The organism is Leptonema illini DSM 21528 (assembly GCF_000243335.1).
GTDB lineage: Bacteria > Spirochaetota > Leptospiria > Leptospirales > Leptonemataceae > Leptonema > Leptonema illini.
The window spans coordinates 2,511,211-2,533,006 of record NZ_JH597773.1; the positions used below are offsets into that span (position 1 = coordinate 2,511,211).

Genomic DNA, 21,796 nt, shown 5'->3' on the forward strand with positions numbered 1-21,796 from the left:
CGCAGAAAATCCAGCACGCCTCTACACGCAAAGCTTTTTCCACGCCCTTGATACAACGATACAGGCAAAAAGCAGCGAGCCGCCTGCCATCAGCCGAGCAGCAATGCATCGGTGAGAACGATCACGCCTCTCTCTCTGAGGCGCCCTATAAGCGAGGGGGCGATGCGGTTACCGAGCAGGTTCACAAATTCGAGAGCGGGCAAATCGAGAAGCGGCTCGATATCTTCAAGACGATTGTTTTCCAGATCAAGCAGTCGCAGACGGTGCAGCGATTCGATGCCCGAGAGATCATCGATATCATTACCGGCGAGATAGAGCTCTTCCAGTTCTACGAGGCCGCGCAGGCGGCGCAGGCTCCTTATGTGATTGGCGCTCAGGTTAAGCACACGAACATGAATCAGATACTCGGCCCCGGCCAGATCGTCGATTTCGTAATCCGAGAGGTCCATCGTTCCCTGAAAGTAATCCAGATGATGCGGTTCCAGCCCGACGTTATGGGCGCCGTATTCTCTGGCCTGTACCGCCTCAAAAAGCGTGCGCCCTTCATCGGCCGTCTCGCCATAGTCGAGATCGTCAATATCATCGAGATCAGGGCCACCGTCAGAGCCATAAGGGTCCACCTCGTTGTCGAACCACGCGGAGCGCACGGAATCAAAATCTTCTTCGCCGTACTCCCACTCTTCATCGGCGCCTTCGTAGTCATCACGGTCGGGCGTTATGCGAATCGATCGTTCCATCGATGGATCAACCGAAAAGACGCGCTCCATATCTTCAAGCGACGCCCTCTGTCCGCCTTCGATATCGGCGATCGCTTTCAAATAGGATTGCAGACGATCCGGATGATACAGCAGAATCAGTTTCGAGAAAAGAAGAGGGCCCTCTATCTCCAGGCCGTTTTTACGACCGACATCGTTCAGAAAGGCGCGCCTTCCCGAACGATGCGCCTCGATCAGCGCCGTCGTCATCGCATGCAGGTAATCCACAGTACACTTCTGCCTGAGTGCGGCTATGCGATGAGCGTCAGTCTGCATACTGCCTCCAGGCAAGATGGTCTCAACAGAGAGTTATACGTCAGATCGAAACGGGGCCTTGAGCCGGTTTTGAGACGTGTTCTTACAGTGGATCGGATCGTTCCCACGCCTCTCGCAGCGATGGAGGGATGCTGCGGTCCTGATAGCGATCGATGCGCAGCCGTCCGTCGACAAAGCGAACACGGGCGAAGATATCATGCCGGAACTCCTGAAGCACTCTGACGGCCTTAGGCTTCTTCTTCGCAGTTTTCGCTTCCTTTTCTTCAAGCAGCTCTTCTTCAAAACGACAATCCGGCTCCTGCCAGAAGAGAAAAAGGTCGCCCGATTCCGGATCGATGCGGTTCTCGGAGCGGAAGACGGTCCTGCGCATCGGAGGATCGACCTCGCAGCGGGCCTCCAGATTCTCTCTATGATAGTCGATGATGCGCGGACCGGCACGATCGGGAAAGACGGCCTGCAATTTCTCGCCGGCCGAACAGCAGGCACAGTCGCGACTGCGGATCAGCAGAGCTCCGCTTAACGGATAATTCTCTTTCTCTATACGACTCGAGAATCCGCCTGTGAGAAAGAGCTGCCCATCGCGCTTTCTCTCGAAAACAAGAATGCTTTCCTGACGATCGCAGATCTCATGATCGCGCAGAAGGAAACGCGCCGCATGAACGCGAAAATCCTTCAGATCATGCACCTCAATGCTGACGGCTGCGCCGAGAACGGTATCAAGAAGAGCATCGCTTTCTTCCAGCTCGCGATCGTCGATATCAAGCTCATTCTCGGTTTCCAGGTCATAACGACGCCCGGCGAGTAGAACGGCGCCTGAAAAGGCCCATCCCTTCACATCATCATAGGTCGTACGAAACCAGAAGCCGCGCCTTCCGCGGATGGTATCGATACGGCGGCCCGCCGTTTCGATAAGGCCGATCGTGCCATAGGGCAGACGGGAGATGATCTTCGCCTGCAGATCGGGCTTCTCGCGCAGATCGAGGCCATCAAGCGTGGGCACGCGAAAATAACGTTCCAGCGGCCGATCAGAGAGAAAGCTGTCGAACACCCATCCCTGCTTCGACAATGGCTTCGACGACTTCTTCTCGTCGCCGTCAGAATACTGAATCTTAACCCAGAATCCGCGATTGCCGGCAATCTCTTCGGGCAGAGCGGAACGTTCGATGATCTGAACGGCCTCGTTGTAGGGAATCAGATCGATGAGCTTTCCGTCAAGACCGGCCGATTCGCGCACGCTCAATCCCGAGATCGTCGAAACATAAAAAAGCGGAGGACCGAACGGGTTGACCGGCTTTTCGCAACTTGAAACGAGCACGATACACAGAAAGAGAACGACAAGCCGTAAAGTCCGTTCTGAGGAACGGGCCGGTGAGGACATATCTCTGATTCTCGTCAGAGAAACGACTGTCAAGCGGAAAGATGAATCGTTCTTTTCACGCAAAGAGGTGCAAAAACGATGTGTCATGCGTCCCTCCTTCTGGATCCTGTCGACGGGCACCGAACTCGCCCAGGGAAGATCTCGCGATACGAATTCCGCTGAAATCGCTCGCAAGCTCGCCGACCTCGGCTTCGATGTGATCGGCATATCTATCCTTCCCGATGATCCTGAAATCATACTGGCCTATCTGCAATGGCTGCAATCGCGAAACGACGTCACCGCGCTGATCATGACAGGCGGACTCGGTCCGACGTCGGACGATCATACGATCGACGTGCTCGGCAGGTGGACAGGCTCGGCCCTCATAGAAGACCCGACTGCCTTGCGCCGGCTGGAGGCCTTTGCCCGTCTGCGACGCCGCATCGATATCGAAACCGCGCGCAGACAGGTTCGCGTTCTTGCCGACGCCGACGTTATTCCGAATAACACCGGACTTGCACCGGGAGTGCTCGGCTCCGTTGCGCGCGAAACGCAACCGCTCTGGTACTGCGCCCTGCCCGGCGTGCCCTCTGAAATGCGCCCCATGTGCGATATGGCCATCGACCGATTGCGCGAAAAGATCCATGCCACTCCCGTGCATCGCGTTGAGTTTCATGTCTATGAAGAGCCCGAATCCGACTTTCAAAAGACCGTCTTCAATGACGGAGCCCTTGCTGCTGACGCATTGAAAAGCGATCCGGCCTTTCGGTGGGGAGTGGCCGCCATGCCCGGCTCACTGAAGGCCTTTTTTGAACATGAAACCGATGAAAGGGTTATCACAGAACTACAGCAGGCCGTTCAAAGTCACTACGGCGAGCGCTTTCTGCATCGCAGCGTCGAAGAACTGCTTCCTGAATGGCTGCTTGAAAAAGGGATAACCGTATCGTTTGCCGAATCCTGCACCGGCGGATTGCTCGCGAAAACGATCACCGATCGCGCCGGTTCAAGCGCCTACTTCGCCGGATCGGCCGTCACCTACTCCAATCAGAGCAAGCAGGACCTGCTTTCCGTTCCGGAAGGCATCCTCACGACGTTCGGCGCCGTCAGCGAAGAATGCGCCCTTGCCATGGCCGACGGGGCGCGCCGGGCCTTTCATGCCGATGCAGCCGTCTCGGTAACGGGCATTGCCGGCCCGGACGGAGGCACGCCCGAAAAACCTGTAGGAACGGTCTATTCGGCCATCGTCACAGCAAACGAGCGCATCGCATTCAAGCTCTTTTACCCCATGGATCGCGAGCGCGTCCGCGAATATACGACCCGTAGCATCCTCTTCAGATTGTATCGCTTCTTGCAAAAAAGGACAGGTTCGTAACGAAAGCTGGCGCAAAAAGGGTTTACAGGAGCTTTCGATCGTCTACTGTTTCATAACGACAAACAGGGAGGAGTTCATTATGCAGAAGAAGTGGATCGAGCTATTCGACGGATTGATGAAGGGAGATATTCCCTTCGAGCAGGAAGGCTACATCGTGGTCACCCGATTCGATCCGAACAGCCCGTATGCGGTCATGGAATTGATTTCTTTCAAGAACGTGAAGAACATCCAGAGCACGTCATCCGGCGTTACCTTCCACTCCGACGGATTCAAAACCTTCGTCGTTTTCGAGCCGATGAACTACCAGTTTCGCTTTATGGAGCCCTATCTGCGAGAAGGAGCGGCCCAGGTTCCGCTGCGCTTCAACGAATGCGTCATCGTCGACCTGCCGAGACGCGACCGCATCATTATGTCGAAAGACCCGTACACAAGCTATGGCTCGTTTACCGTCGACAAACCCGAACACGGCAACTTCGTATATTACATCTTCGGAGCGCCGGGCGTCGAAGACATCATCTGCCATTTCGTCGGCGCCGTCCTGAACGAGGATCTGAAGGTTCCGAAGTCCGCTCTGCCGCAGATCTTCACCGTCATCAAAGACAACCTGACGAAATTCCACAAGTTTGCGGGGTAGTTGAACACGACATAACGCAGCGGATGGGCGTCTCTGGAACCGCTGCCGATCTCCGGAAAAGTGAAAGGAAGCTGTTGACTTTTTCACGTTTGCAATTTACCTGGATTCAATTTGATTTGTTTTTTGAAAGGATCGATTGCTGTATGAACATCTATGTAGGGAACCTTCCCTTCCGAGCCAGCTCCGACGAGCTACAGAATATTTTCGCAGCCCACGGAACTGTGGCCCGCGTAACCATTCCCGTCGACCGAGAAACCGGCCGCTCAAGAGGCTTTGCCTTCGTGGAAATGCCCAATGATGCCGAGGCCTCTGAGGCGATTAACAGCCTGAACGGATTTGAGTTCATGGGCCGTATGTTAAAAGTAAATGAAGCTCGTCCCGTTGAGCGTAACGGTGGCGGCGGCGGACGCGGTGATAATCGTTTCCGCGAACGTAGAAATCAGGACTACTGAAATTTTCTTACGTATGCCTTCATGGCAAGGGCGACCTCCGGGTCGCCTTTTTTATTGGGGGGCGCGGGGGTTGGAGGCTGCAGCCAGCTCTTCACTCGGGGTGAACCGTATAGTTTTTTTAGGTCGTTTCTTGACTCAGGCAGCAATTCAGGGATAGAATCGTTTAAGATGCGACCGAGCAGTTTTACTCCTTCGGGGGGCTTAGATCAATGAGAAGACTTCAGCTATTCCGCATTCTGACACTCTTCATAACGGCAACGTTATCAAGCTGCCGACTTACTGGATACGCCGAAGAGGAAAAAAAGCTGAGCAAGGATCTATGCCTCTCCGTCTCTGCCATCTACATTGACCGAAAACTATCGAGAGATCCCGATGAATATGACGATACGAATGACATAGCAGGCCTTATTTTCTTTTGTATCGTCCGGCCCGAATACATAGATGCACATTATTGAGCCATGATGCTGCAACGTTCTCTAAAAGCCTGAGGGAATCGTGAAAAAGACCATCTCTTTCTTAGCTTATTCTCTGTTCTGCTTCACCGGCAGTACAGGCTGCGCGAATACCGAAACGACAGAAGAGGACTGCGATGCTTATCTGCGATCCCTGGCTTACTTTTCGTCTTTTAACCCAACAGGTACCGTAGCCGCAAAAGCAAAAGAAGACGGCATCCTTTTTAGCAGCACCATGTATCTCTACTGCAAAAACCAGATCCCCGCTGAAGATCCGCTGGATCGAGCGACGGGTATCAATGTTTTCTAAGAAAAACGGGTCAACTGCACGCCGATCCACCGCCGCTCCCGCCTAACCCGTCCCATTCCCGGCGCCCCCGTCTCGCCCGCCGATCCACCGCCGCTCCCGCCTAATCCAATCCCATTCCCGGCGCCCCCGTCTCGCCCGCCGATCCACCGCCGCTCCCGCCTAATCCAATCCCATTCCCGGCGCCCCCGTCCGAACCCCGCCTGGCACTCAACCCATCAACAAAGTGCCACCCGCGGGGTGAGGATGGGGGCGCCGGGAACTTAGACTCGCCTCAGATTGTACACGATCTTATCCAGCACCTCTTCTCCCGAACGGCCCTCGACAAGGATGGCATGCACGGCCCAGGCTACAGGATACTTCTCGGGTTTGAAGTCGATGAGATTGGGAAGTGAACGTATTCCAAAAAGGCCCGACGATTTATGCGACGGGTCGGCCTTTCCGTAAACAAGGTCATGGCCGTACTGGCGGTCCTTCGATTCCTGCCCGAAGCAGGCAAGCATGAGATCGGTCAGTCCGGATAACCCTGAGAACGTTTCGGGCTTTCCGCCAAGAGCGGTTCCGATGGCGGTCATCTCTCTGTAAAAACGGTTCGATACGTGAAAGAGCGAGTTATCGTTGTTGCCGCCCAGGTTCTTCTCATAGTAGCCGTCGAGAAGGCCGGTTGCAAGCGCATAGATGTTCTTTAACGCTCCGCCCAGCTGCACGCCCTTCACGTCGGACGGCACAACGGCCGGACGCGCAAAGATATAGGCATTCGAACAGAGCTTCGTCAGATACTCTATGCGATCGAGCCGCGACACGGCGGCGATTTCGTATCCGGTGATCTTGCGCTCCATGATCTGCTGCGGATAATTCGCCCCCGACATGGCAAAGAAGCGCACCGGATCAAGATCATAGTCGGCGGCAAGATCGTCGAGGATGAGCCCGCGCGGCGAGCCGGTGAATCCTTTTACGGCGCTGATAATCGGCGCATCGTTCTTCGCAAGATAGAGCTTCAGCCGGCTGTAATAGCGATCGAGCTCCCACGGTCGCACGCACTGAAAGACCATCGTCGCCTTTTCAGCCGTCTGCGGATTCGTCGTGAACTGAATGTTAGGCGGAAGCTTGAAAAGCGGGAAGTGCGTTCGATCGACGCGCATCTCGTTGCATTCGGCGGCGAGCTCGTCTTCAAGCACATAGATGCTCACCGTTACGTTCTGATTCGCCAGCACGCAGGCGATGGCCGTCGCCGCCGGAGAATGACCGACGACCAGGATATTCTCCTGTGGCTGTGCGGGCATGCGAATCAGCGTGTTCTCTTCGGTCGGATCAAGCCCGCGATAGAGATTGCGGTAGGTTCCGTGACGATGCCGGTGCAGCTGTCTGCCTACAAGGGCGGCAAGGTTATCAATGATGAACTGCTTCTTATCGCCTTCTTCGGGCACGGGAAGCCTGTCCACATAGTCGGGTAACTCCGCCATGAGCTTTTTCGAAAGCTCGCCGACGAGAACAGGACGGCCGAGCGACATCTTGCCGCGCGCCTGCTGAAAAAGAAACGAATCGGCGGGCAGGATCTGATCGGTCCCTTCGAGCGAAACGGGGATGATGATCTTGTTCGCCACATAATGATAGACCGTGTCGACGAATCCCAGAAGCGATCCGGTTCGGCTGCGCGTACCCTCGGGAAAGATGGCCAGCACCTTTCCTTCCTTCTGCAAGGCCTGCGATTGTCTGAAGGCGCGCATGTTGATGCGCGTCATCGTATCGGCAAGGCCCGGATTCTGCGTCATGTCACGCTTCGAGCAGACGAGCAGCGTATCGAACATATAAAGCCCGAGACGGCCGAAGTCCTCTTCGAAGGCCAGGCGTCCGGCGATGAAGGCAAGCTGATCGGCGACCTTGCGGGCCTCGCCTCCCTGCCTGTACAGCAGGTGGTAGATGGCCGGCGCATCGAGATGGCTGATATGATTCGAGATAAGAACGACGGGGAATTTGCCGGCAAGCGGCAGGATATATTTGAGATTCTCCTCGCCCTCAAACGTGAAATTCGTCATCAGCGGATCAAGGAACGATACGACGAAATCCCGCAGCTCCGGGTTCTGTCGCGTATGCACGCCGACGCGTTCAAGCGCCGTCGGATCTTTGAACGTGTCCATGACGGCAGGCAGCGGAGTTTCCACCGATAGCTTTAGAAAAGTATAAAGCCGCCTTTTCGCCTCCTCTTCAGGGACGCCGTAGCGGATGAAGGCCTCGATATTTTTAAAGAATTCTCGTTGCCAGGGGGCGTGTGTTTCGCCTGCCTTTGTGTCTTTGTCGTCATGCATACGGGCTGAATGCTCGTTCGAAGACGGCGTTCTGTAAATTGTTTTTCGCTCTTCACAGAACAAAACGGCGAAATTTCCTGCATCGCTGCATCCCTGCGTCTATTGAGCAGTCGGATTTCTTCAGCCGGGTCCGACCAGGTGAACCGTCCATTTGGCCGGGCTCATTGAACTTTCAGCGGAAGCTGCGATTCGGTGAAGGGAACCGGGACCAGGCATCCAAAATTGTAGTTGAATTTCAGAGGGCTTCCCGGATTCTTCAACGAAAAGCAGGATTCCGGCAACTTCCGGCCTTTCTTGCAGCGGCCCATGGCAAAAGAGAGAAAAAGCAAAGCGACAGACGCCGATTCGAATCTGCGCCGCTACCTCGACGAGTCCGATACGGGCCCGAAACAGGGCAGAGACTGGCTGAGTCGGTGGAACGAGCTGCGATACAAGATCCACCGGAAAGGGCGAGAACGCATCACGATCATGATCGTTCCGCATACTGAAAGCAACATCCTCAATCTGCACATCTCCAACTACGCCCTCTTTGGTACGGCCGGCGTCATTTTCGTCTTTCTCATCGCATCGCTGATCACCATCATCAACCGAAGCGCCGAAACCATTCAATTCTACGATATGGGTCTGACTAACAGCCAGTTCCATATTCAGAGCAGCCGACTTGCCGACGAGATCATCCCCCTGCACGAGCGCATCAGTATTTATACGAACACGATTGCAAGCATCCATACGCGACTGAGCGGTCGGCCGGACGATCTGCCCGCTCGCGGCGGCGTCGCCGAGCAGATGGTGGAGCGCGAAATCCAGGACCTCAGTGCTATGATCGAGCAGTGCAAGCAGGCCGGCGAGCAGTGCGAGCAACACCGAATAGAAGGTATTCTGCGGCGCAGCCTTTATCTTTCCATCCTCGATAACGAAAAGCTGAAACAGGCCATCGACATCACCGATAAGATCATCGAAGACCTGAATACGCCCGAGAAGCAGCATCTGCTCAAGATCACCCCGAACATCTGGCCCGTACGCGGATCGATTGCCGTTCCGTACGGTTCGCGTTTTGACGCTCATCGCGGCAACGGACAGCCTCTTCGCGGGGTCTGGTTTCATGCGACTCCGGGCGCCGAGGTCTTCGCTACGGCCCCCGGCAAGGTTACCGAGATCAGCTATAACAAACAATTCGGGCTCTATATGTGGGTGGAGCATCCGGTCGGCATCCGAACTTTCTATGCCAACCTCGATCGAGTTACCGTCAACGCCGGCGATCAAATTGAGAAAGGGCAGGTCATCGGCACGGTCGGTCGCTCGGCCAACCCCGCGTCGAACATGCTTTACTATGAGATCCACATCGGAACCGTGGCCTACAATCCACACGCATTCCTCAATCACCTGCAATCATTATGGCTGAACCCACAGAATCCCTGATCGTCAATTCCATCATCGGTGAAGGCTCTGAATTCCGAGGGGAGTTCAAGATCAGAGACCTGCTGCGCATCGACGGCTATTTTAAAGGTACGATTCTGACCGACGGCAAGGTGCTGATCGGCCGCACCGGCGAGGTCGACACCGATATCCAGGCGGGCATCGTCGTCGTCGGCGGCGAGGTGCGCGGCAACATCATCGCAAAAAAACGGATCGTCCTTCTCTCCACATGCCGCCTTTATGGAGACGTTATCACGCCGAGTCTTATCGTCGAAGAGGGCACGATCTTCGAAGGTCGGTGCACGATTAACAGAATCAGCGCCTGAAAAAAAGAATCAAGCGCCGCCCTATTCGGGAAGATGATAATAACGTATGGCACAGGAACGCATCGAACTCATCCGCAAGGGCAACGAGGCCTTCAATAACGGCGATTATTCCCTGGCCCGCGACTGCTTTATCAAGGCCGGCTATGGCGACGGCCTGATACGCCTTGGCGATTATTATATGTATGAGAAGCGTCTTCCGCTTCTCGCCTACGGTTATTATAGAAAAGCCGGCGCCAGCGATAAGATCGAAGACCTGCACCGTCGTATGGTATCGGCTCTCGGCGAATGGATCGGTCAGGACAAACTGAAGCCCGAGTTTCAGGCTCGCAATCACCCTCAGGCCCGCTACGTCGGCACCGACGCCGATGGCATGGTGCGCGTTCCGGTCAGCGGAGACCTGATGCGCAGAGCACGACAGATCCTCGACTCCAAATAAAAACCAGCCCCGCTCGTCTGGCATCGAAACGCTAAAAACCCACCGCTATTCACGAAGCGGCCGATTATTCTTCTTTTCTCGAAAAAAGCTTCGATTACGTTGTTCTGATGTTCATGCGAAACTTTCTCCTTCATAGAGCCGTCAATCGAGGCGATGCCGCTGCGGCGTCCCGTCATATCAGAGGCGGCGCCGATCCGAATAGAGGCGTGTTTGGAAGCCCCGCCCCTCTGTTTGTCGCCGTTCAGAACGAAGATGCGGCGATGACCGAAGCGCTTCTTTCATGCGGAGCGAATCCCGATCTGCGCAACAGCACGCTCGGCATCACCCCGCTCATGACGGCGGTTACGGAAAATACCGGATCAAGCATCGTGGCCTTACTTCTTGCTAAAGGAGCCAATCCCGACTTACAGAATCAGCAGGGAGAGACGGCGCTTCATATGTGCGTGAACCTGGGAAAGCCCGACATGGCAAAGCTGCTTATTGAAGCCGGCGCCGACGTTAACCTGGGCGACCGGGACGGCGTGACGTGCCTGAACCTCGCACGCTCGTTTCATGGCCTTTCTGATCTTGCCGATATGCTGCTTGCAGCCGGTGCCGATCCACGCAAAAAGGATCGCCACGGTAAAGTTTATCTGATGTAAAGAGCCGGTTCTTTTAGCTGCCCTTCAAACGGGTACTTTAACGCCGGGCATTCAAACGTCGCTCAAACTGCTTCATCTGTTCGAGAACCCAGGGCCCGTCGTCGGTCGTAAGATCATGACCGGCCCAGGGATGCTCGATCAGATCGACTCCATAATGTGCGGCGAGATCTCGCGAACACTGCACGTGAACAAGCCTGTCACGCGATGCGCCGAGAAAGAGCGCCGGCAAATCGATCTTTTCGGGCAACACAAAGCGAGAGGCGGCCCATAGCTGACGAAAGAATGTGGACCGCTTGAGCGGCCGCTCTGCCGACATTCGAATCCAAACGCCCACCTTGCTTTCGCGATCGGCGTCGCTATTACAGGTTCGCGAGAACATGCGATTCTCGCGCCGCTCTCTGTGTCGGGTCAGCATAGCGTAGACAAAATCAGGATAGGATGCAGGGCGAAGCCGGCGATAAAACGGACTGAGCCTGGAACTGGAATTGATGAGGATCAGCCGGCTGAAATCGTCGGGATAGCGAGATATCCAGCTGAGAGCGATCATACCGCCAAGCGAAATGGCAAAGAGCCCCGCATCGCGCAACTGACGCTCTTCTTTGATGCGCAGCCAGCGCTCTCTGATATCGTCGACGATTTCATCAATAGTCAGAGGACAGCTGCGATGTCGCTCGCTGCCCGCACCCGGCAGATCCAGGGCATAGATCTCATAACGACTTTCTATTTCTTTTCGAAAAGCGCCCCAGTGCCCTGCCTCGCGCCCGAGTCCACGCAGCATGAGATAGACGGGCCGCGATCCTTTTGCTGTGGGCTTCGTCCGCTGTGGGGTCTTTTTCCGCTGCGGCGCCTTTTTCATTGCCGCTTAACGCTGCGCAGCGTTTTCGCAAGAGAAAGAAACTGATCCAGCCTGCTACGCAGCTCCGACGACTTTTGCACAAGCGAAGAGGCCGAACGCTCCATCATACTCAGGGCCTTCGTGACCGATTCGGCGCCGCCCGTCTGCTCACGGCTCAGCGTCTCGATCTCGGCGCTCATCTTCTGGAGCTGATCGATGGCCTTTACAAGATCAGAGCTGCGACGTAGCTGCTCCTGCAGCTGTGATTCCAGATCCTGAAAGAACATAACGCTCTTTTCAAAGGCCTGTCCCTGTTCTCGTACGTGTCGGCCCGTCATAAGGGCGCTCTGCAATCCTCGCTCCACCTGTCGGCCGCTCTCTTCTATGATGTCGGCGATGTTACGAGCGTTCGATGAGCTTGAGTCGGCGAGCTTGCTCACTTCCTGAGCGACGACGGCGAAGCCCCGCCCCTGCTCGCCTGCCCGGGCCGCTTCAATGGATGCGTTTAACGCAAGAAGGTTAGTACGATCGGCGATCTCGCCCATAATCTCGGTCACCTCGCGCACGCGGTCAAAAGAGGCTCCGATGGCCTCCATCACGCTCTGCAGGTCTGACATGGCACGGTCGGCAAGCTGCGATTGGTCGCGGATAACGCCAACCTCGCCGGCGAGGGACTTCGAAGACGTATTGATACGTTGCAGCACCGTCTGCAACTCGCCCGTATCGTTTGTAATCGAATGAATGAGTCTGTACTGGCCTGTGACCTGTTCCGAGGCCTTCTGCGCCGTAGACGATACCTCTTCCATCGTCGCCGATATCTCTTCGACGGCCGCTCCCTGATCCTGCATCTCGCGATCGAACTGTTCGACAAAGGTACGAAAGCCTTCGGCAAAGGTATCGATCTCCATAGCAACCGACGCCATCTGCCCGTAGGCCTCGGACAGGCTGGCCGCGCCCTGCTCGCTTTCGGTCTTCTCCTGTTCTATGCTACTTCGCTGACGGCTTGAGATGCGCAGGAAGGTATAGACGATGAAAGAGACAAGGGCAAACCAGAATACCATGATCAAAAGCGTATTTGGATACGCTCCATCGGCCGCAAGAGCGACGGCCGGATCATTGGAGAACTTCACGCCTGTCAGAGCCATCGTTCCCTGAATGCCGAGCGTCGTCGCGCATACGGCCGCCCCGATCCAGATGACAAAGCGCGGAGCGCGAGCGGCGATGCCGGCACCGACAAGAGGGAATGTCAGCAGATAGAGAAGAGCCGGAGCACGACCGACATAAGCTCCACGCTCGGGGCTCTGTGCGGCAATGCCGATGATGATCAGACTGGTGAGCAGCCAGTCGGCGATGACGCCGCCTTCCCGTGCCCAGAATGATGCGCTCTTCTTTCTCAGGGCGATCTCAATGAGGACCGTATATGACATCACGATAACGCCGCCGGCCAGATACAGCATCACCTCGAAGGTCGTGCTGATATCGCGAGCCATAAACGATGCAAGTAAGTAGAAGATGGAGAGGACGAAGCGGATTCGATTCAGGGCCACAGGCCCGAGCTGATCGATATCCTGCTTTTGAACGGCTGCTGACATGCCAGAGACTCCTGTTTTTCTGTATAAAGCCGGGCTACCCGAAAACAACAATCCTCAGGTATCCCGCTAAAGAAACAGGATGCATTTCGCATGTCAATCGTCTTCGCGAAAGCTCTAAATGGACAATCAGAGCGAGAACGCTTATTTAACGGGACGCGCTCTGTCGGTAATATCTTTCTCGTAGTTGTCGTAGCCGTGTGCCTGCGGTCGCGGGACGGCGCCGTCACGCACGATATGCAGCACACGCCTGACCCGGAAAATGACCCGGATCAGGCGATACAGCAGATACAGAACAGCGGCAAGAATGAGCCATTTGATCATTCTTTCACGCTTTTTCGGCTGAGAACGACGTCAACCGTCGTTACGGCGCCGGCCTTTACCTCGAGCTGCTTGTTATCAAGGTCCAGATTCTCAAGGAAGGAGGCCTTGATATTGTAGTAGCGAGACGGAGGCAGGTTCAGGAACCAGAACGCTCCATCGGAGGTCGTCTTCATCTTGTACTGCTGATTCGTCGTCATCGTCGTCGGCATCCAGACCTCCTGGCCTGGAAGCGGCTGCTCGAAGTTCTTGTAGAAGACCTTTCCGCGAATCGTTCCAAAGCCGGCAAGGCTGGCCACGACGAGCATCTTACCGGTCTGACGCTTCTCGACGCCAAGAACCTCTTTGATCACCGGATAATCATCGGCCTCGATTTTCAATTCATGAACGCCTGCCGGAATGCCCGAAACGGTCAGAAGAGCGACCTGATTCTTGATCACCTTTTCTTTGAAAGAATAGAACCCAAGCGGCACCTGCTCGCCACAGATCGCCTTGAACTGGTTTTCATCGAGCCACTGAATCGACGTCTTGTATTCCTTCTCAGAGAGAAGCACTCGAATCTTGCGCACGTCGTCGCCCAGCTTTTTCTTCTTGAGTAACACCATCGGATCAAGCGGAGTCGGCCCTGCCTGACGGCTTTTCAGAATCGTCGTGCAGATCTGGAATCCGCCCTGCTGCGTCGGGCCGTTATCCACAACGGCCGGCTCGTCGTTCGTTACCGGATCAGCGGGCTGAACGGGATCGGCAGGCGGTTTCTGCGGCGAAACATCGGGCTGCGGAGTTACGACTTCGGGCTTGTTATCTTCGGGTTTTTCGGGTTTATTATCCTGTACAGGAGGCTTCACCGGCTCGACCTGACCGGTTACGACATAGCCCGAGGCGTTACCGCGAAGCTGAGGGGTCTGCTTGTGGTTAAACTTCTTCGCATGATCGGTAACGCGCTTCGCAGACCATGTAAAGGCCTCATAAAGCGTTACCGATCGGTCGGAGTTCAAATCGCCGTTTGCCGGATTCAGACCCTGCGCAAAATAGTAAGTAAACACACCGTGATTTACCGAGCCGCGAATCTCGATCGAGGTTTCGTTCGCGTCGCTTGATCCGATCAGGACGGCATCTTTGAAATAAAAATCGTTACCGCCGTTTTCGATGACGGTGCCTGGAGAGTTCTCGGCCACGGGAATATCGCCGACGCCGCGGCGTCCCTTCTGTACGATACCGCCCGAGAAGCAGCAGTCGAAGACGAACGTAATCTTCCCTTTGATGCCGCTCATCCAGTCCGACAGCTCTTTATCAGAGACGTGCGGTCGGTTGAACATGACGATGTAGTTACGCAGGCCGTTCGGGGCGTTAGAATCACGCTGATACGTTCCGTGGCCCGAGAAATAAAAGAAAACGGAGTCATCGGCCGAAGATTTTGCGGCCACCTCTTTCATCGCCTCTTGAATGCGCGAGGCGGTGACCATCGAACCGAGCAGCACCTTCGCATCGTCGTAGCGGCCGTGTGCCTTCAGGGATTGCTCCATCAGCTTTGCATCGGCCTCGCAGAGATCAAGCGGCGGAATGCCCGCATCGTTCCCCTTATAGTTCGTGCCGATGATGACGGCGATTCGCTTCGCCTCCAGAGAGGGGCCGGCCGCGTACAGCCCGACGGAAAGCAGGGCCAGCAGCAGGAGGTGTGTACGTTTCAAAATCATGGATTTCTCCCGGTAGAGGTAGGTGAGAGTTGGACGGAACGGATTCCATCAAGGTTCACGCTTCAGGCTTCGTCCTGAAACATTTTTCGCAAGAAGTTTTTTATTTCCAGGTCGGCTCTTTCGCGGAAAAGCATGCCGTCGGCACGACGACGAACCGTGCGCAGGGCCTGCTCGCCGCGATCCATCCAGCTTTCGCACTGATCGAGCAATCTTTTCTGGGATGCGGGAAGTCTTTCAATAAGAAGCAGATCGGATTCAAGACGCTCGATTTCAGAGCTGAGCGCAATCGCGCCTTCGAGATCGCCTGTATGCAGGGCTCGAAAACGCGAAAAGAGGAGCCTGCGATACTGCAAAAGCAGCCTCCGTGACTCCTCTTCGGTGAATTCGGGCACGGCCCGATCAGCCCTGAATCGAAAATCCGCCGTAGGTGCCTGTCGGCCGTACAGGCTGCTGTACCGGCTGTTTGCGGGAGAGCTCATCCCAGGCGGAACGCAGGCCGTTCAGATGCGAGACGACTTCTTTCAGGATCTCGGCATCCTTGGCAATATTGCCTTCAAGCAGACGCTTTTTCATGTAGGCATAAATATTGAACAGATTCTGAGCGATCTCGCCGCCCTGATCCATGTTCAAAGAAAGCATCAGTTCGGTCACGATATCCTGCGCCTTGATGATGTTCGTATTCACGACATCATACCGGCGGGGAGTCATGTTCTCGATGGCAATATTCAGGAAGCGGATCGCTCCGTCATAGAGCATCAGAATCAGCTTTCCCTGGTCGGCCGTCTGAATCTCAGTATCTTTGTACGCGTCTAAGTGCTTTTTCCCGGCAAGGGCCATAACATTCTCCCGTAATCAGAGAATCGGCGAAACGGAAAACGGCCTTAACGTTTTTTACGACTTCTGCGCGATTCTGAGTCCGGGCAGCGCCTTGCCGCAACGCCTCTCAGGGTTCAAGGACCTGCGTATACAGCAGGCCAAGGATAAAAAGCCCCATAGCGACGCGATAGACCACAAAGACCATCGTCGTATGTGTCCTGAGAAAGCGCAGAAGTCCCGCTACGACCACATAGCTCGAAACGACAGAAACCAGCGTGCCGACCAGAAGAGAGACAAGGCCCTGCTGCTGGAGTTCGCCAAAGTCCTTGATCAGCTCATAGAAGCCCGAAAGGGCGATAGCCGGAATCGAGAGCAAGAATGAATAGCGCATGGCCGCCGCCCTGTCAAAGCCAAGTAGAAGACCGGCGGTCAGCGTCGTACCCGATCGGGAGGCACCCGGAATCAGGGCAAAGGCCTGGCCGAGGCCGATCCAGACGGCGTCCTTCCAGTTCATCTCTTTAATCTGACGATCTTTCTTACCGATCCGGTCGGCAATAAAAAGAAAGAAGGCAAAAACGATGAGGCTGCCAGCAATCACGTAAAGCGACCGGAACGGCCCCTTGATATAGTCTTTTAAGAGCAACCCGAACACCGAAACGGGAATGGTGCCGATGAGCAGATACACCGGCATCAGGGCCTCATGCGAAAGAGGCTCGCCTTTTCTGTAAGAATCGACGGCCTTCAGGCTGGCCAGAGCAAAGGCGGTAAGGTCACGCCGGAAGTAATAAAGCAGCGCCACAAGCGACCCGAGCTGGATGACCGCCGTATAAGCGGCGCCCGGGTCGGGCATATAGAAAAAGGCCGGAATGATGCGAATATGCGCCGTGCTTGATACGGGCAGAAATTCGGTAAGGCCCTGGATCAAGCCAAGCAGAATGGAAACGGGGATGCTGATCGATTCAGACATGCAGGCATTTTTTTCAGACTGTAATGGAGGTCGAGAAAAACCGGGTTGATCCGTTGCAGGCCCGGGAATGATAGGATGCAGCCGGATTCTATGATGGAACGATTCTCTCGCCTTCTGCCCCTTCTGCGCGACCGGCGCGTTCTCTATCTGATTAACGGATCGCTCATATTCGGCATCAACCTCATCCTCGCCTATGCGATGTTTCAGGTGCAGTGGTCCGAGAACGAATGGCGAAACGAGAATATCGCCAATCTGATCACGACCGAGTTCATGGTCGTCATATCATTTTTTATACACAACTCGCTGACATGGCGTCACAGCTTCGGTTCGATCTGGTCGAAGCTCTGGCGATTTCACCTCGTCTCGGCGGGGTCGCTGACGATTCGAACGGCTATCTTCGCCAGTCTCTCCTATCTCGGCATGCATGAGATGTTCGCCACAGTGCTCAGTATCGCCTTTATACTCTTTTTTAATTTTGTAGGATTTGACCGCTTCGCCTTCGGCCAGGCATCAGATCCTGCCACCGATAAAACCGATCAGGAAAAGTAATTCCAATGGCCACACAGAAAAGAACTGCGACGAAACGAGATCCCTATCCTCTGAGTGTGAGCGTGCTTGTGCCCGCCTATAACGAAGAGAAAACGATCGGCATCATTCTGAAAAAGCTCATCGAGCTTCCCTTTGTTACCCAGATCGTCGTCGTAAACGACTGCTCAAAAGATGGAACCGAAGATGCCGTACTTGCCATACGCTCGAAGAAAATCGATTATTTCAAACTCGAGCAGAATTCGGGCAAGACGGCGGCCATCCGCAAGGCCAAGCAGATGGCCACCGGAGACATCCTTGTCATTCAGGATGCCGATCTTGAGTACGATCCTTATGAGCTCGAAGAGGTTCTTGATCCGATTCAGCGCGAGATTGCCGACGTTGTTTACGGTAGCCGCTTCCTTGTGCGCAAGGCATCGCGCGTACTCTACTTCTATCATTATCTGGCGAATAAATTCCTGAGCTACCTCTCGAACATATTCACCAACCTGAACATGACCGATATTGAAACCTGCTATAAGGCCTTCCGCACGGAATTCTTTAAAGATATGCCGCTGACAAGCAAAGGCTTCGGCATGGAGGTCGAGATCACGGCGACGGTGGGCAAGATGCCCGTGCGCGTCTATGAGGTTCCGATTTCGTATTATGGCCGTACCTACGAAGAAGGCAAAAAGATCGGCATGAAAGACGGCATCTGGGCCATTCTTTACATCCTCTATTTCAATATCTTCGGTCGTATGAACGCCGAGCGTCGGGCCTTCCTCAAGCGCTTTGACGGCATGCTCGAAAAATAACGGTCGCCTTACTTGCCGTTTGTTTGATTCTCAGCCTGAAGCCCAACGGGCTTTCAGGCCACAGAACCGTGAATCCGCAGCGCGAATACTTCTACGAGATAGATGCCGACGGCCGTCTCTTTCATGACGGAAGCGAGCTGACCGATACGCGCTTTCTCGATTTTTTCTTCACACATCTTAAACCCAATCCGGGCCCGCTTCATCCCGAATACGCCTTTCTCTCTCCCTGTGGACGAGAGATGAATTATATTAAGTCCAGCTCGCCTATCGTATTCCGGGCACTGATGAAATTCGAAACCGGCACGTCCCTGCTTTATGCCGGGCAGAAGCTACAGCCTTTCATGCCCGAGGCCCTGACACTCGATGCCTCGGGGCAGCTCTATCATCCGACTGAGATCGGTATCGCCGGCCGCCTGGGAAGGCATGCCCTGCTGGAAATCAGCAAATTCATCTATCAAGAAGAGGGTCGCTACTGGATTCGCTGGAACTCAGAGCAGTATTGCATCGCCACTAAATCCACCTGAGCGGCAGCCTGAAACGGCAGGAAAGCAGGCCGGCGCATGAGAAAAAGAAAAGGCCGACCTTTCGGCCGGCCGGTCTGACAGGATTTATTTTTTTTGAGAGTCTCAGTAACGCGGAATGGAGGGATCGATCTCTTCGGACCAGCGATCAATCCCACCTTTCAGGTTCTTCGCATTTACAAGTCCATGCCCCTTGAAATAAGAGGTCGCTTCAAGCGAACGAATGCCGGCATGACAGAAGAAAACGATCTTCGTATCTTTCGGCCACTTCTGTAGCATATCCATCGCCAGTTCCCGGCTGAGCAGCTCAGATCCCGGAATGGTGGCAATCTCGGTCTCGAACGGGTCACGCACATCGATGATGCGCCAGGTCTCGCCTGCATCAAGAGCCTGCTTCAAGGCCTGTGGCTCGATCTGCATGGCCTCGTCGACACGGGCGCTTTCATAAATGTCTTCTACGGCCTGCTCGACGTGCTGGGCTCGATTGTGTTTGATCAAAACCTGTTCCAGCGTATCGCTCATCGAATAGCCGCAGCTGGAGCATCCGCCAATATGGTATTTCTGGAAAAGGGCACGACGGGCCGATGGATACAGATTCAGGATCTGTTCCATTGTCATGTCGGGTTGAATTTGCTGCATCTCTGCTTGCATCGGTAGCTCCGGTAATGATAATCTCTCTCAAAATAACTGTCCGGAGTATGAGCGAACACAATTTTTCCGGTTGAGAGCATGAAGCGGCAAGCAATACCGGCTCATGCGGCTGCATCCTTACGCTCTTATCCTGTTTTCCTTTCTTGCCCTGAGCTCCTGTACGACCTTCAAGCAGTGGATTCCCTTCCTGCGAGAAGAGACGAAACCGCATGTAGTGATCGCCTTTCACGATAAAGCTCCGCAGATCGTCGTTCTGGTGCGCGATATGGATCTTCCTATAACTGTGGCACCAGCCGGATCCATGCCGTTCACGCACAACTCCCACGCCGTGCTTATCGTCGGCCATGCCTTCCCCTACGAGAAACTTGCCGAAATCCTTGAATTCGTCCGCAATTACTACACCGATCTGCACTATGTAAGAGTGACCGACCCACTGAATCGTCGCACTCTTTATACCGAGCATGCCCGCCTCTACGTCGGTGCATCGACAGACGAGGCCGTTCAGGCGGGGCTGACTCCCTGGACCCCGGCGGATTTTGAGGAGCTACGCAGGGTGAAATCGCAGCAGGAGATGATCCAGCTCATCAAGCGAAAAAGCGCCCCCGCAAAGCAGGCTGAATAAGGATGGACTGCGAAGAGCGCAGAACGGGCTCACATTCCGCTGTTGAAAGGACCTTCCACAATCGCAGGATTTAAAAGTATTAAATCCGAATCATTCAATCTCAGAATCAATTATTACTTGTCACCTACCCCCGGCGCAGTTTTCTTTAACACAGAGCATTTAGAATCATTCTAAACTGTATCCCGCATGACCGGCCCAGCATCGTGCTACGGCGTTCGTGTTTTATGGAAGATTCTGGAGGAATTCGATGGTCGCAGAACAACTGGCCGAGCGGCAATACTACGAGCCTGATGCATTCCCACGCGGTATCGATAAGAAGGTCGTTGAGTCCATCTCGCATATCAAGAACGAACCGGGATGGGTGACGGAGTTTCGATTGAAGGCGCTCGCTATCTTCGAAGCGAAGCCGATGCCACAATGGGGCTTTATTCCGCATTTTAACATCGATCTCGACTCCTATGTTCACTATGTCGGATCAGGACAGCGCAAAAAGAAATCGTGGGACGAGGTCGATCCGGCCGTGCTTGAGAGCTTCGAACGCCTCGGCATCCCCGAGCATGAGCGACGCTACCTGGCCGGGCTTGAGGCGATGAACGACTCCGAAACCGTCTATGCAAGCGTTAAGAAAGAGTTATCCGACCTGGGGATTCTTTTCTGCGACATCGATACGGCCATCAGAGAGTATCCTGAAATCGTCCGTAAATACCTGGGCACCGTCGTTTCGCCGAACGACAATAAATTCGCCGCATTGAACAGCGCCGTCTTCTCGGGTGGATCGTTCGCCTATTGCCCGAAAGGCGTGAAGACGCCGATGCCTCTGCAGGCTTATTTCAAGGTTACGGCCGCATCTTCGGGGCAGTACGAGCGCACTCTGCTGATCGCCGACGAAGGCGCCGAGATCGTTTACAGCGAAGGCTGCACGTCGCTGCAAGATTCGGCGACGAACTTCCATACGGCTGTCGTTGAGTTGATCGCGAAAAAAGAAGGACGTATCCATTATACGACGATCCAGAACTGGAAGAAGAACATGTTCAACTGGACGGTGAAGCGCGGCCTTGCCGAAGAACGTGCGCACATCACCTGGAACGACGTCAATATCGGAGCGCAGACGATTAAATACCCCGGCATCATCCTGAAAGGAGACGATTCGACCGGCGATATCCTTTCGCTGGCCTTCGCCGGCGGCGAGCAGATCCAGGATACGGGTGCGCGCATCATCCATGTCGGCAAGCGCAGCCGTTCCAATATTCTCGCAAAAGGCATCTCGCTTGACGGCGGCATCAACAGCTATCGCGGACTTGTGAAGTTCGATAAAAAGGCCGAAGGGGCCGTATCGCATATTAAATGCGACGGACTGATGCTTGATGAACGCTCGCAGAGCCACGCCTACCCGTATAACGATGTGACGGGCGACGCCGGTAAGCTGAACTACGAGGCGACCGTTTCAAAAATCGACGAAGATATGCTCTTCTATCTGCAAACGCGCGGACTCAACGAAGACGAGGCGAAGCTGCTGATCGTAAACGGCTTCTGCGAAGGCGTCGTGCGCGACCTGAACGTCGAATATTCGGTAGAGATCGGCCGATTGATCCGCATGATTCTCGAAGACGGCAAGGCCATCGAACGCAAAGCTCCGGCGATCACGGGAACATCGGCGACGCAGCAGGGGCCGGCCTGTTAACGCTCCTATGCGAGAGCGACGCCACTGAG

At 54.8% G+C, this 21,796-nt stretch carries 24 protein-coding genes; 13 read left to right on the forward strand and 11 right to left on the reverse strand.

Annotated elements, in window-relative coordinates:
• Positions 1 to 89 precede the first annotated feature (89 nt).
• Together LEPIL_RS11590 and LEPIL_RS11595 are read right to left on the reverse strand one after the other, a co-directional pair.
• A complete protein-coding gene (locus LEPIL_RS11590; protein WP_002772688.1) occupies positions 90 to 1,031 on the reverse strand; it encodes a leucine-rich repeat domain-containing protein in 942 nt (313 codons plus the stop codon).
• 82 nt (positions 1,032 to 1,113) lie between these two features.
• Positions 1,114 to 2,409 carry an SH3 domain-containing protein gene (locus LEPIL_RS11595; protein WP_002772689.1) on the reverse strand — a complete coding sequence of 432 codons (1,296 nt, stop codon included), beginning with the start codon at positions 2,407 to 2,409 and terminating at the stop codon, positions 1,114 to 1,116.
• 85 nt (positions 2,410 to 2,494) lie between these two features.
• Here LEPIL_RS11595 and LEPIL_RS11600 point away from each other — a divergent pair, with 85 nt between their 5' ends.
• From LEPIL_RS11600 to LEPIL_RS11615, 4 genes are all read left to right on the forward strand, one after another.
• Positions 2,495 to 3,760, forward strand: a complete 1,266-nt coding sequence (locus LEPIL_RS11600) for a nicotinamide-nucleotide amidohydrolase family protein (protein ID WP_002772690.1) — start codon at positions 2,495 to 2,497, stop codon at positions 3,758 to 3,760.
• Positions 3,761 to 3,839: 79 nt separating this feature from the next.
• Positions 3,840 to 4,394 (forward strand): hypothetical protein, encoded by a 555-nt coding sequence (locus LEPIL_RS11605; RefSeq protein WP_002772691.1) that lies wholly within the window; start codon positions 3,840 to 3,842, stop codon positions 4,392 to 4,394.
• Between the two features lie 143 nt (positions 4,395 to 4,537).
• On the forward strand, positions 4,538 to 4,846 hold the full coding sequence (locus LEPIL_RS11610) for an RNA-binding regulator (protein WP_002772692.1): 309 nt from the start codon (positions 4,538 to 4,540) through the stop codon (positions 4,844 to 4,846).
• Positions 4,847 to 5,341: 495 nt separating this feature from the next.
• Positions 5,342 to 5,608 (forward strand): hypothetical protein, encoded by a 267-nt coding sequence (locus LEPIL_RS11615; protein WP_002772693.1) that lies wholly within the window; start codon positions 5,342 to 5,344, stop codon positions 5,606 to 5,608.
• 260 nt (positions 5,609 to 5,868) lie between these two features.
• Here LEPIL_RS11615 and LEPIL_RS11620 read toward each other — a convergent pair whose 3' ends face one another.
• Positions 5,869 to 7,911 carry a 1-acyl-sn-glycerol-3-phosphate acyltransferase gene (locus LEPIL_RS11620; RefSeq protein WP_002772694.1) on the reverse strand — a complete coding sequence of 681 codons (2,043 nt, stop codon included), beginning with the start codon at positions 7,909 to 7,911 and terminating at the stop codon, positions 5,869 to 5,871.
• A 306-nt stretch (positions 7,912 to 8,217) separates the two neighbouring features.
• On the opposite strand from LEPIL_RS11620, the gene LEPIL_RS22980 reads away from it, so the two are divergent.
• From LEPIL_RS22980 to LEPIL_RS11640, 4 genes are all read left to right on the forward strand, one after another.
• The gene (locus tag LEPIL_RS22980; RefSeq protein ID WP_002772695.1) at positions 8,218 to 9,330 is read left to right on the forward strand and encodes a M23 family metallopeptidase; all 1,113 of its coding nucleotides are present in this window, start codon (positions 8,218 to 8,220) and stop codon (positions 9,328 to 9,330) included.
• A complete protein-coding gene (locus tag LEPIL_RS11630; RefSeq protein WP_002772696.1) occupies positions 9,306 to 9,653 on the forward strand; it encodes a bactofilin family protein in 348 nt (115 codons plus the stop codon). Before LEPIL_RS22980 ends, LEPIL_RS11630 begins: the two co-directional genes overlap by 25 nt.
• Before the next feature lie 46 nt (positions 9,654 to 9,699).
• Complete coding sequence (locus LEPIL_RS11635) at positions 9,700 to 10,089, forward strand: hypothetical protein (RefSeq protein ID WP_002772698.1); 390 nt, start codon at positions 9,700 to 9,702, stop codon at positions 10,087 to 10,089.
• Positions 10,090 to 10,202: 113 nt separating this feature from the next.
• Positions 10,203 to 10,730 (forward strand): ankyrin repeat domain-containing protein, encoded by a 528-nt coding sequence (locus LEPIL_RS11640; RefSeq protein WP_157135066.1) that lies wholly within the window; start codon positions 10,203 to 10,205, stop codon positions 10,728 to 10,730.
• Positions 10,731 to 10,767: 37 nt separating this feature from the next.
• Here LEPIL_RS11640 and LEPIL_RS11645 read toward each other — a convergent pair whose 3' ends face one another.
• The 7 genes from LEPIL_RS11645 to uppP form a co-directional block, all read right to left on the reverse strand.
• Positions 10,768 to 11,586 (reverse strand): alpha/beta fold hydrolase, encoded by an 819-nt coding sequence (locus LEPIL_RS11645; protein WP_002772700.1) that lies wholly within the window; start codon positions 11,584 to 11,586, stop codon positions 10,768 to 10,770.
• A complete protein-coding gene (locus LEPIL_RS11650) occupies positions 11,583 to 13,157 on the reverse strand; it encodes a methyl-accepting chemotaxis protein (protein WP_002772701.1) in 1,575 nt (524 codons plus the stop codon). Before LEPIL_RS11650 ends, LEPIL_RS11645 begins: the two co-directional genes overlap by 4 nt.
• Before the next feature lie 141 nt (positions 13,158 to 13,298).
• Positions 13,299 to 13,478, reverse strand: a complete 180-nt coding sequence (locus LEPIL_RS11655; protein WP_002772703.1) for a hypothetical protein — start codon at positions 13,476 to 13,478, stop codon at positions 13,299 to 13,301.
• Complete coding sequence (locus LEPIL_RS11660) at positions 13,475 to 15,169, reverse strand: caspase family protein (RefSeq protein WP_002772705.1); 1,695 nt, start codon at positions 15,167 to 15,169, stop codon at positions 13,475 to 13,477. The genes LEPIL_RS11655 and LEPIL_RS11660 overlap by 4 nt, the downstream gene beginning before the upstream one ends.
• Before the next feature lie 62 nt (positions 15,170 to 15,231).
• Positions 15,232 to 15,561: a hypothetical protein gene (locus LEPIL_RS11665; RefSeq protein WP_002772706.1), complete on the reverse strand. Its 330-nt coding sequence runs from the start codon at positions 15,559 to 15,561 to the stop codon at positions 15,232 to 15,234.
• A gap of 7 nt (positions 15,562 to 15,568) precedes the next feature.
• Positions 15,569 to 16,006, reverse strand: coding sequence for a flagellar export chaperone FliS (fliS, locus tag LEPIL_RS11670; RefSeq protein ID WP_002772707.1), 438 nt, complete (start codon positions 16,004 to 16,006; stop codon positions 15,569 to 15,571).
• Positions 16,007 to 16,112: 106 nt separating this feature from the next.
• On the reverse strand, positions 16,113 to 16,952 hold the full coding sequence (gene uppP, locus LEPIL_RS11675; protein WP_002772708.1) for an undecaprenyl-diphosphatase UppP: 840 nt from the start codon (positions 16,950 to 16,952) through the stop codon (positions 16,113 to 16,115).
• A gap of 90 nt (positions 16,953 to 17,042) precedes the next feature.
• Between uppP and LEPIL_RS11680 the strand changes: the two genes are divergently transcribed.
• From LEPIL_RS11680 to LEPIL_RS11690, 3 genes are read left to right on the forward strand one after another with little or no spacing between them, the layout of a single operon-like run.
• A complete protein-coding gene (locus tag LEPIL_RS11680) occupies positions 17,043 to 17,501 on the forward strand; it encodes a GtrA family protein (protein ID WP_179117364.1) in 459 nt (152 codons plus the stop codon).
• A gap of 50 nt (positions 17,502 to 17,551) precedes the next feature.
• Positions 17,552 to 18,292, forward strand: a complete 741-nt coding sequence (locus tag LEPIL_RS11685; protein ID WP_040920243.1) for a glycosyltransferase family 2 protein — start codon at positions 17,552 to 17,554, stop codon at positions 18,290 to 18,292.
• A 23-nt stretch (positions 18,293 to 18,315) separates the two neighbouring features.
• Entirely contained in the window at positions 18,316 to 18,816 is a 501-nt protein-coding gene (locus tag LEPIL_RS11690; RefSeq protein WP_052608300.1) for a DUF4505 family protein, read from the forward strand.
• A gap of 102 nt (positions 18,817 to 18,918) precedes the next feature.
• Here the strand turns inward: LEPIL_RS11690 and LEPIL_RS11695 are convergent, their stop codons facing one another.
• Positions 18,919 to 19,464: a rhodanese-like domain-containing protein gene (locus LEPIL_RS11695; protein ID WP_002772712.1), complete on the reverse strand. Its 546-nt coding sequence runs from the start codon at positions 19,462 to 19,464 to the stop codon at positions 18,919 to 18,921.
• Positions 19,465 to 19,567: 103 nt separating this feature from the next.
• Here LEPIL_RS11695 and LEPIL_RS11700 point away from each other — a divergent pair, with 103 nt between their 5' ends.
• Complete coding sequence (locus LEPIL_RS11700) at positions 19,568 to 20,086, forward strand: hypothetical protein (protein WP_002772713.1); 519 nt, start codon at positions 19,568 to 19,570, stop codon at positions 20,084 to 20,086.
• A 247-nt stretch (positions 20,087 to 20,333) separates the two neighbouring features.
• Complete coding sequence (sufB, locus tag LEPIL_RS11705; RefSeq protein ID WP_002772714.1) at positions 20,334 to 21,767, forward strand: Fe-S cluster assembly protein SufB; 1,434 nt, start codon at positions 20,334 to 20,336, stop codon at positions 21,765 to 21,767.
• The last annotated feature ends 29 nt before the right edge of the window (positions 21,768 to 21,796 follow it).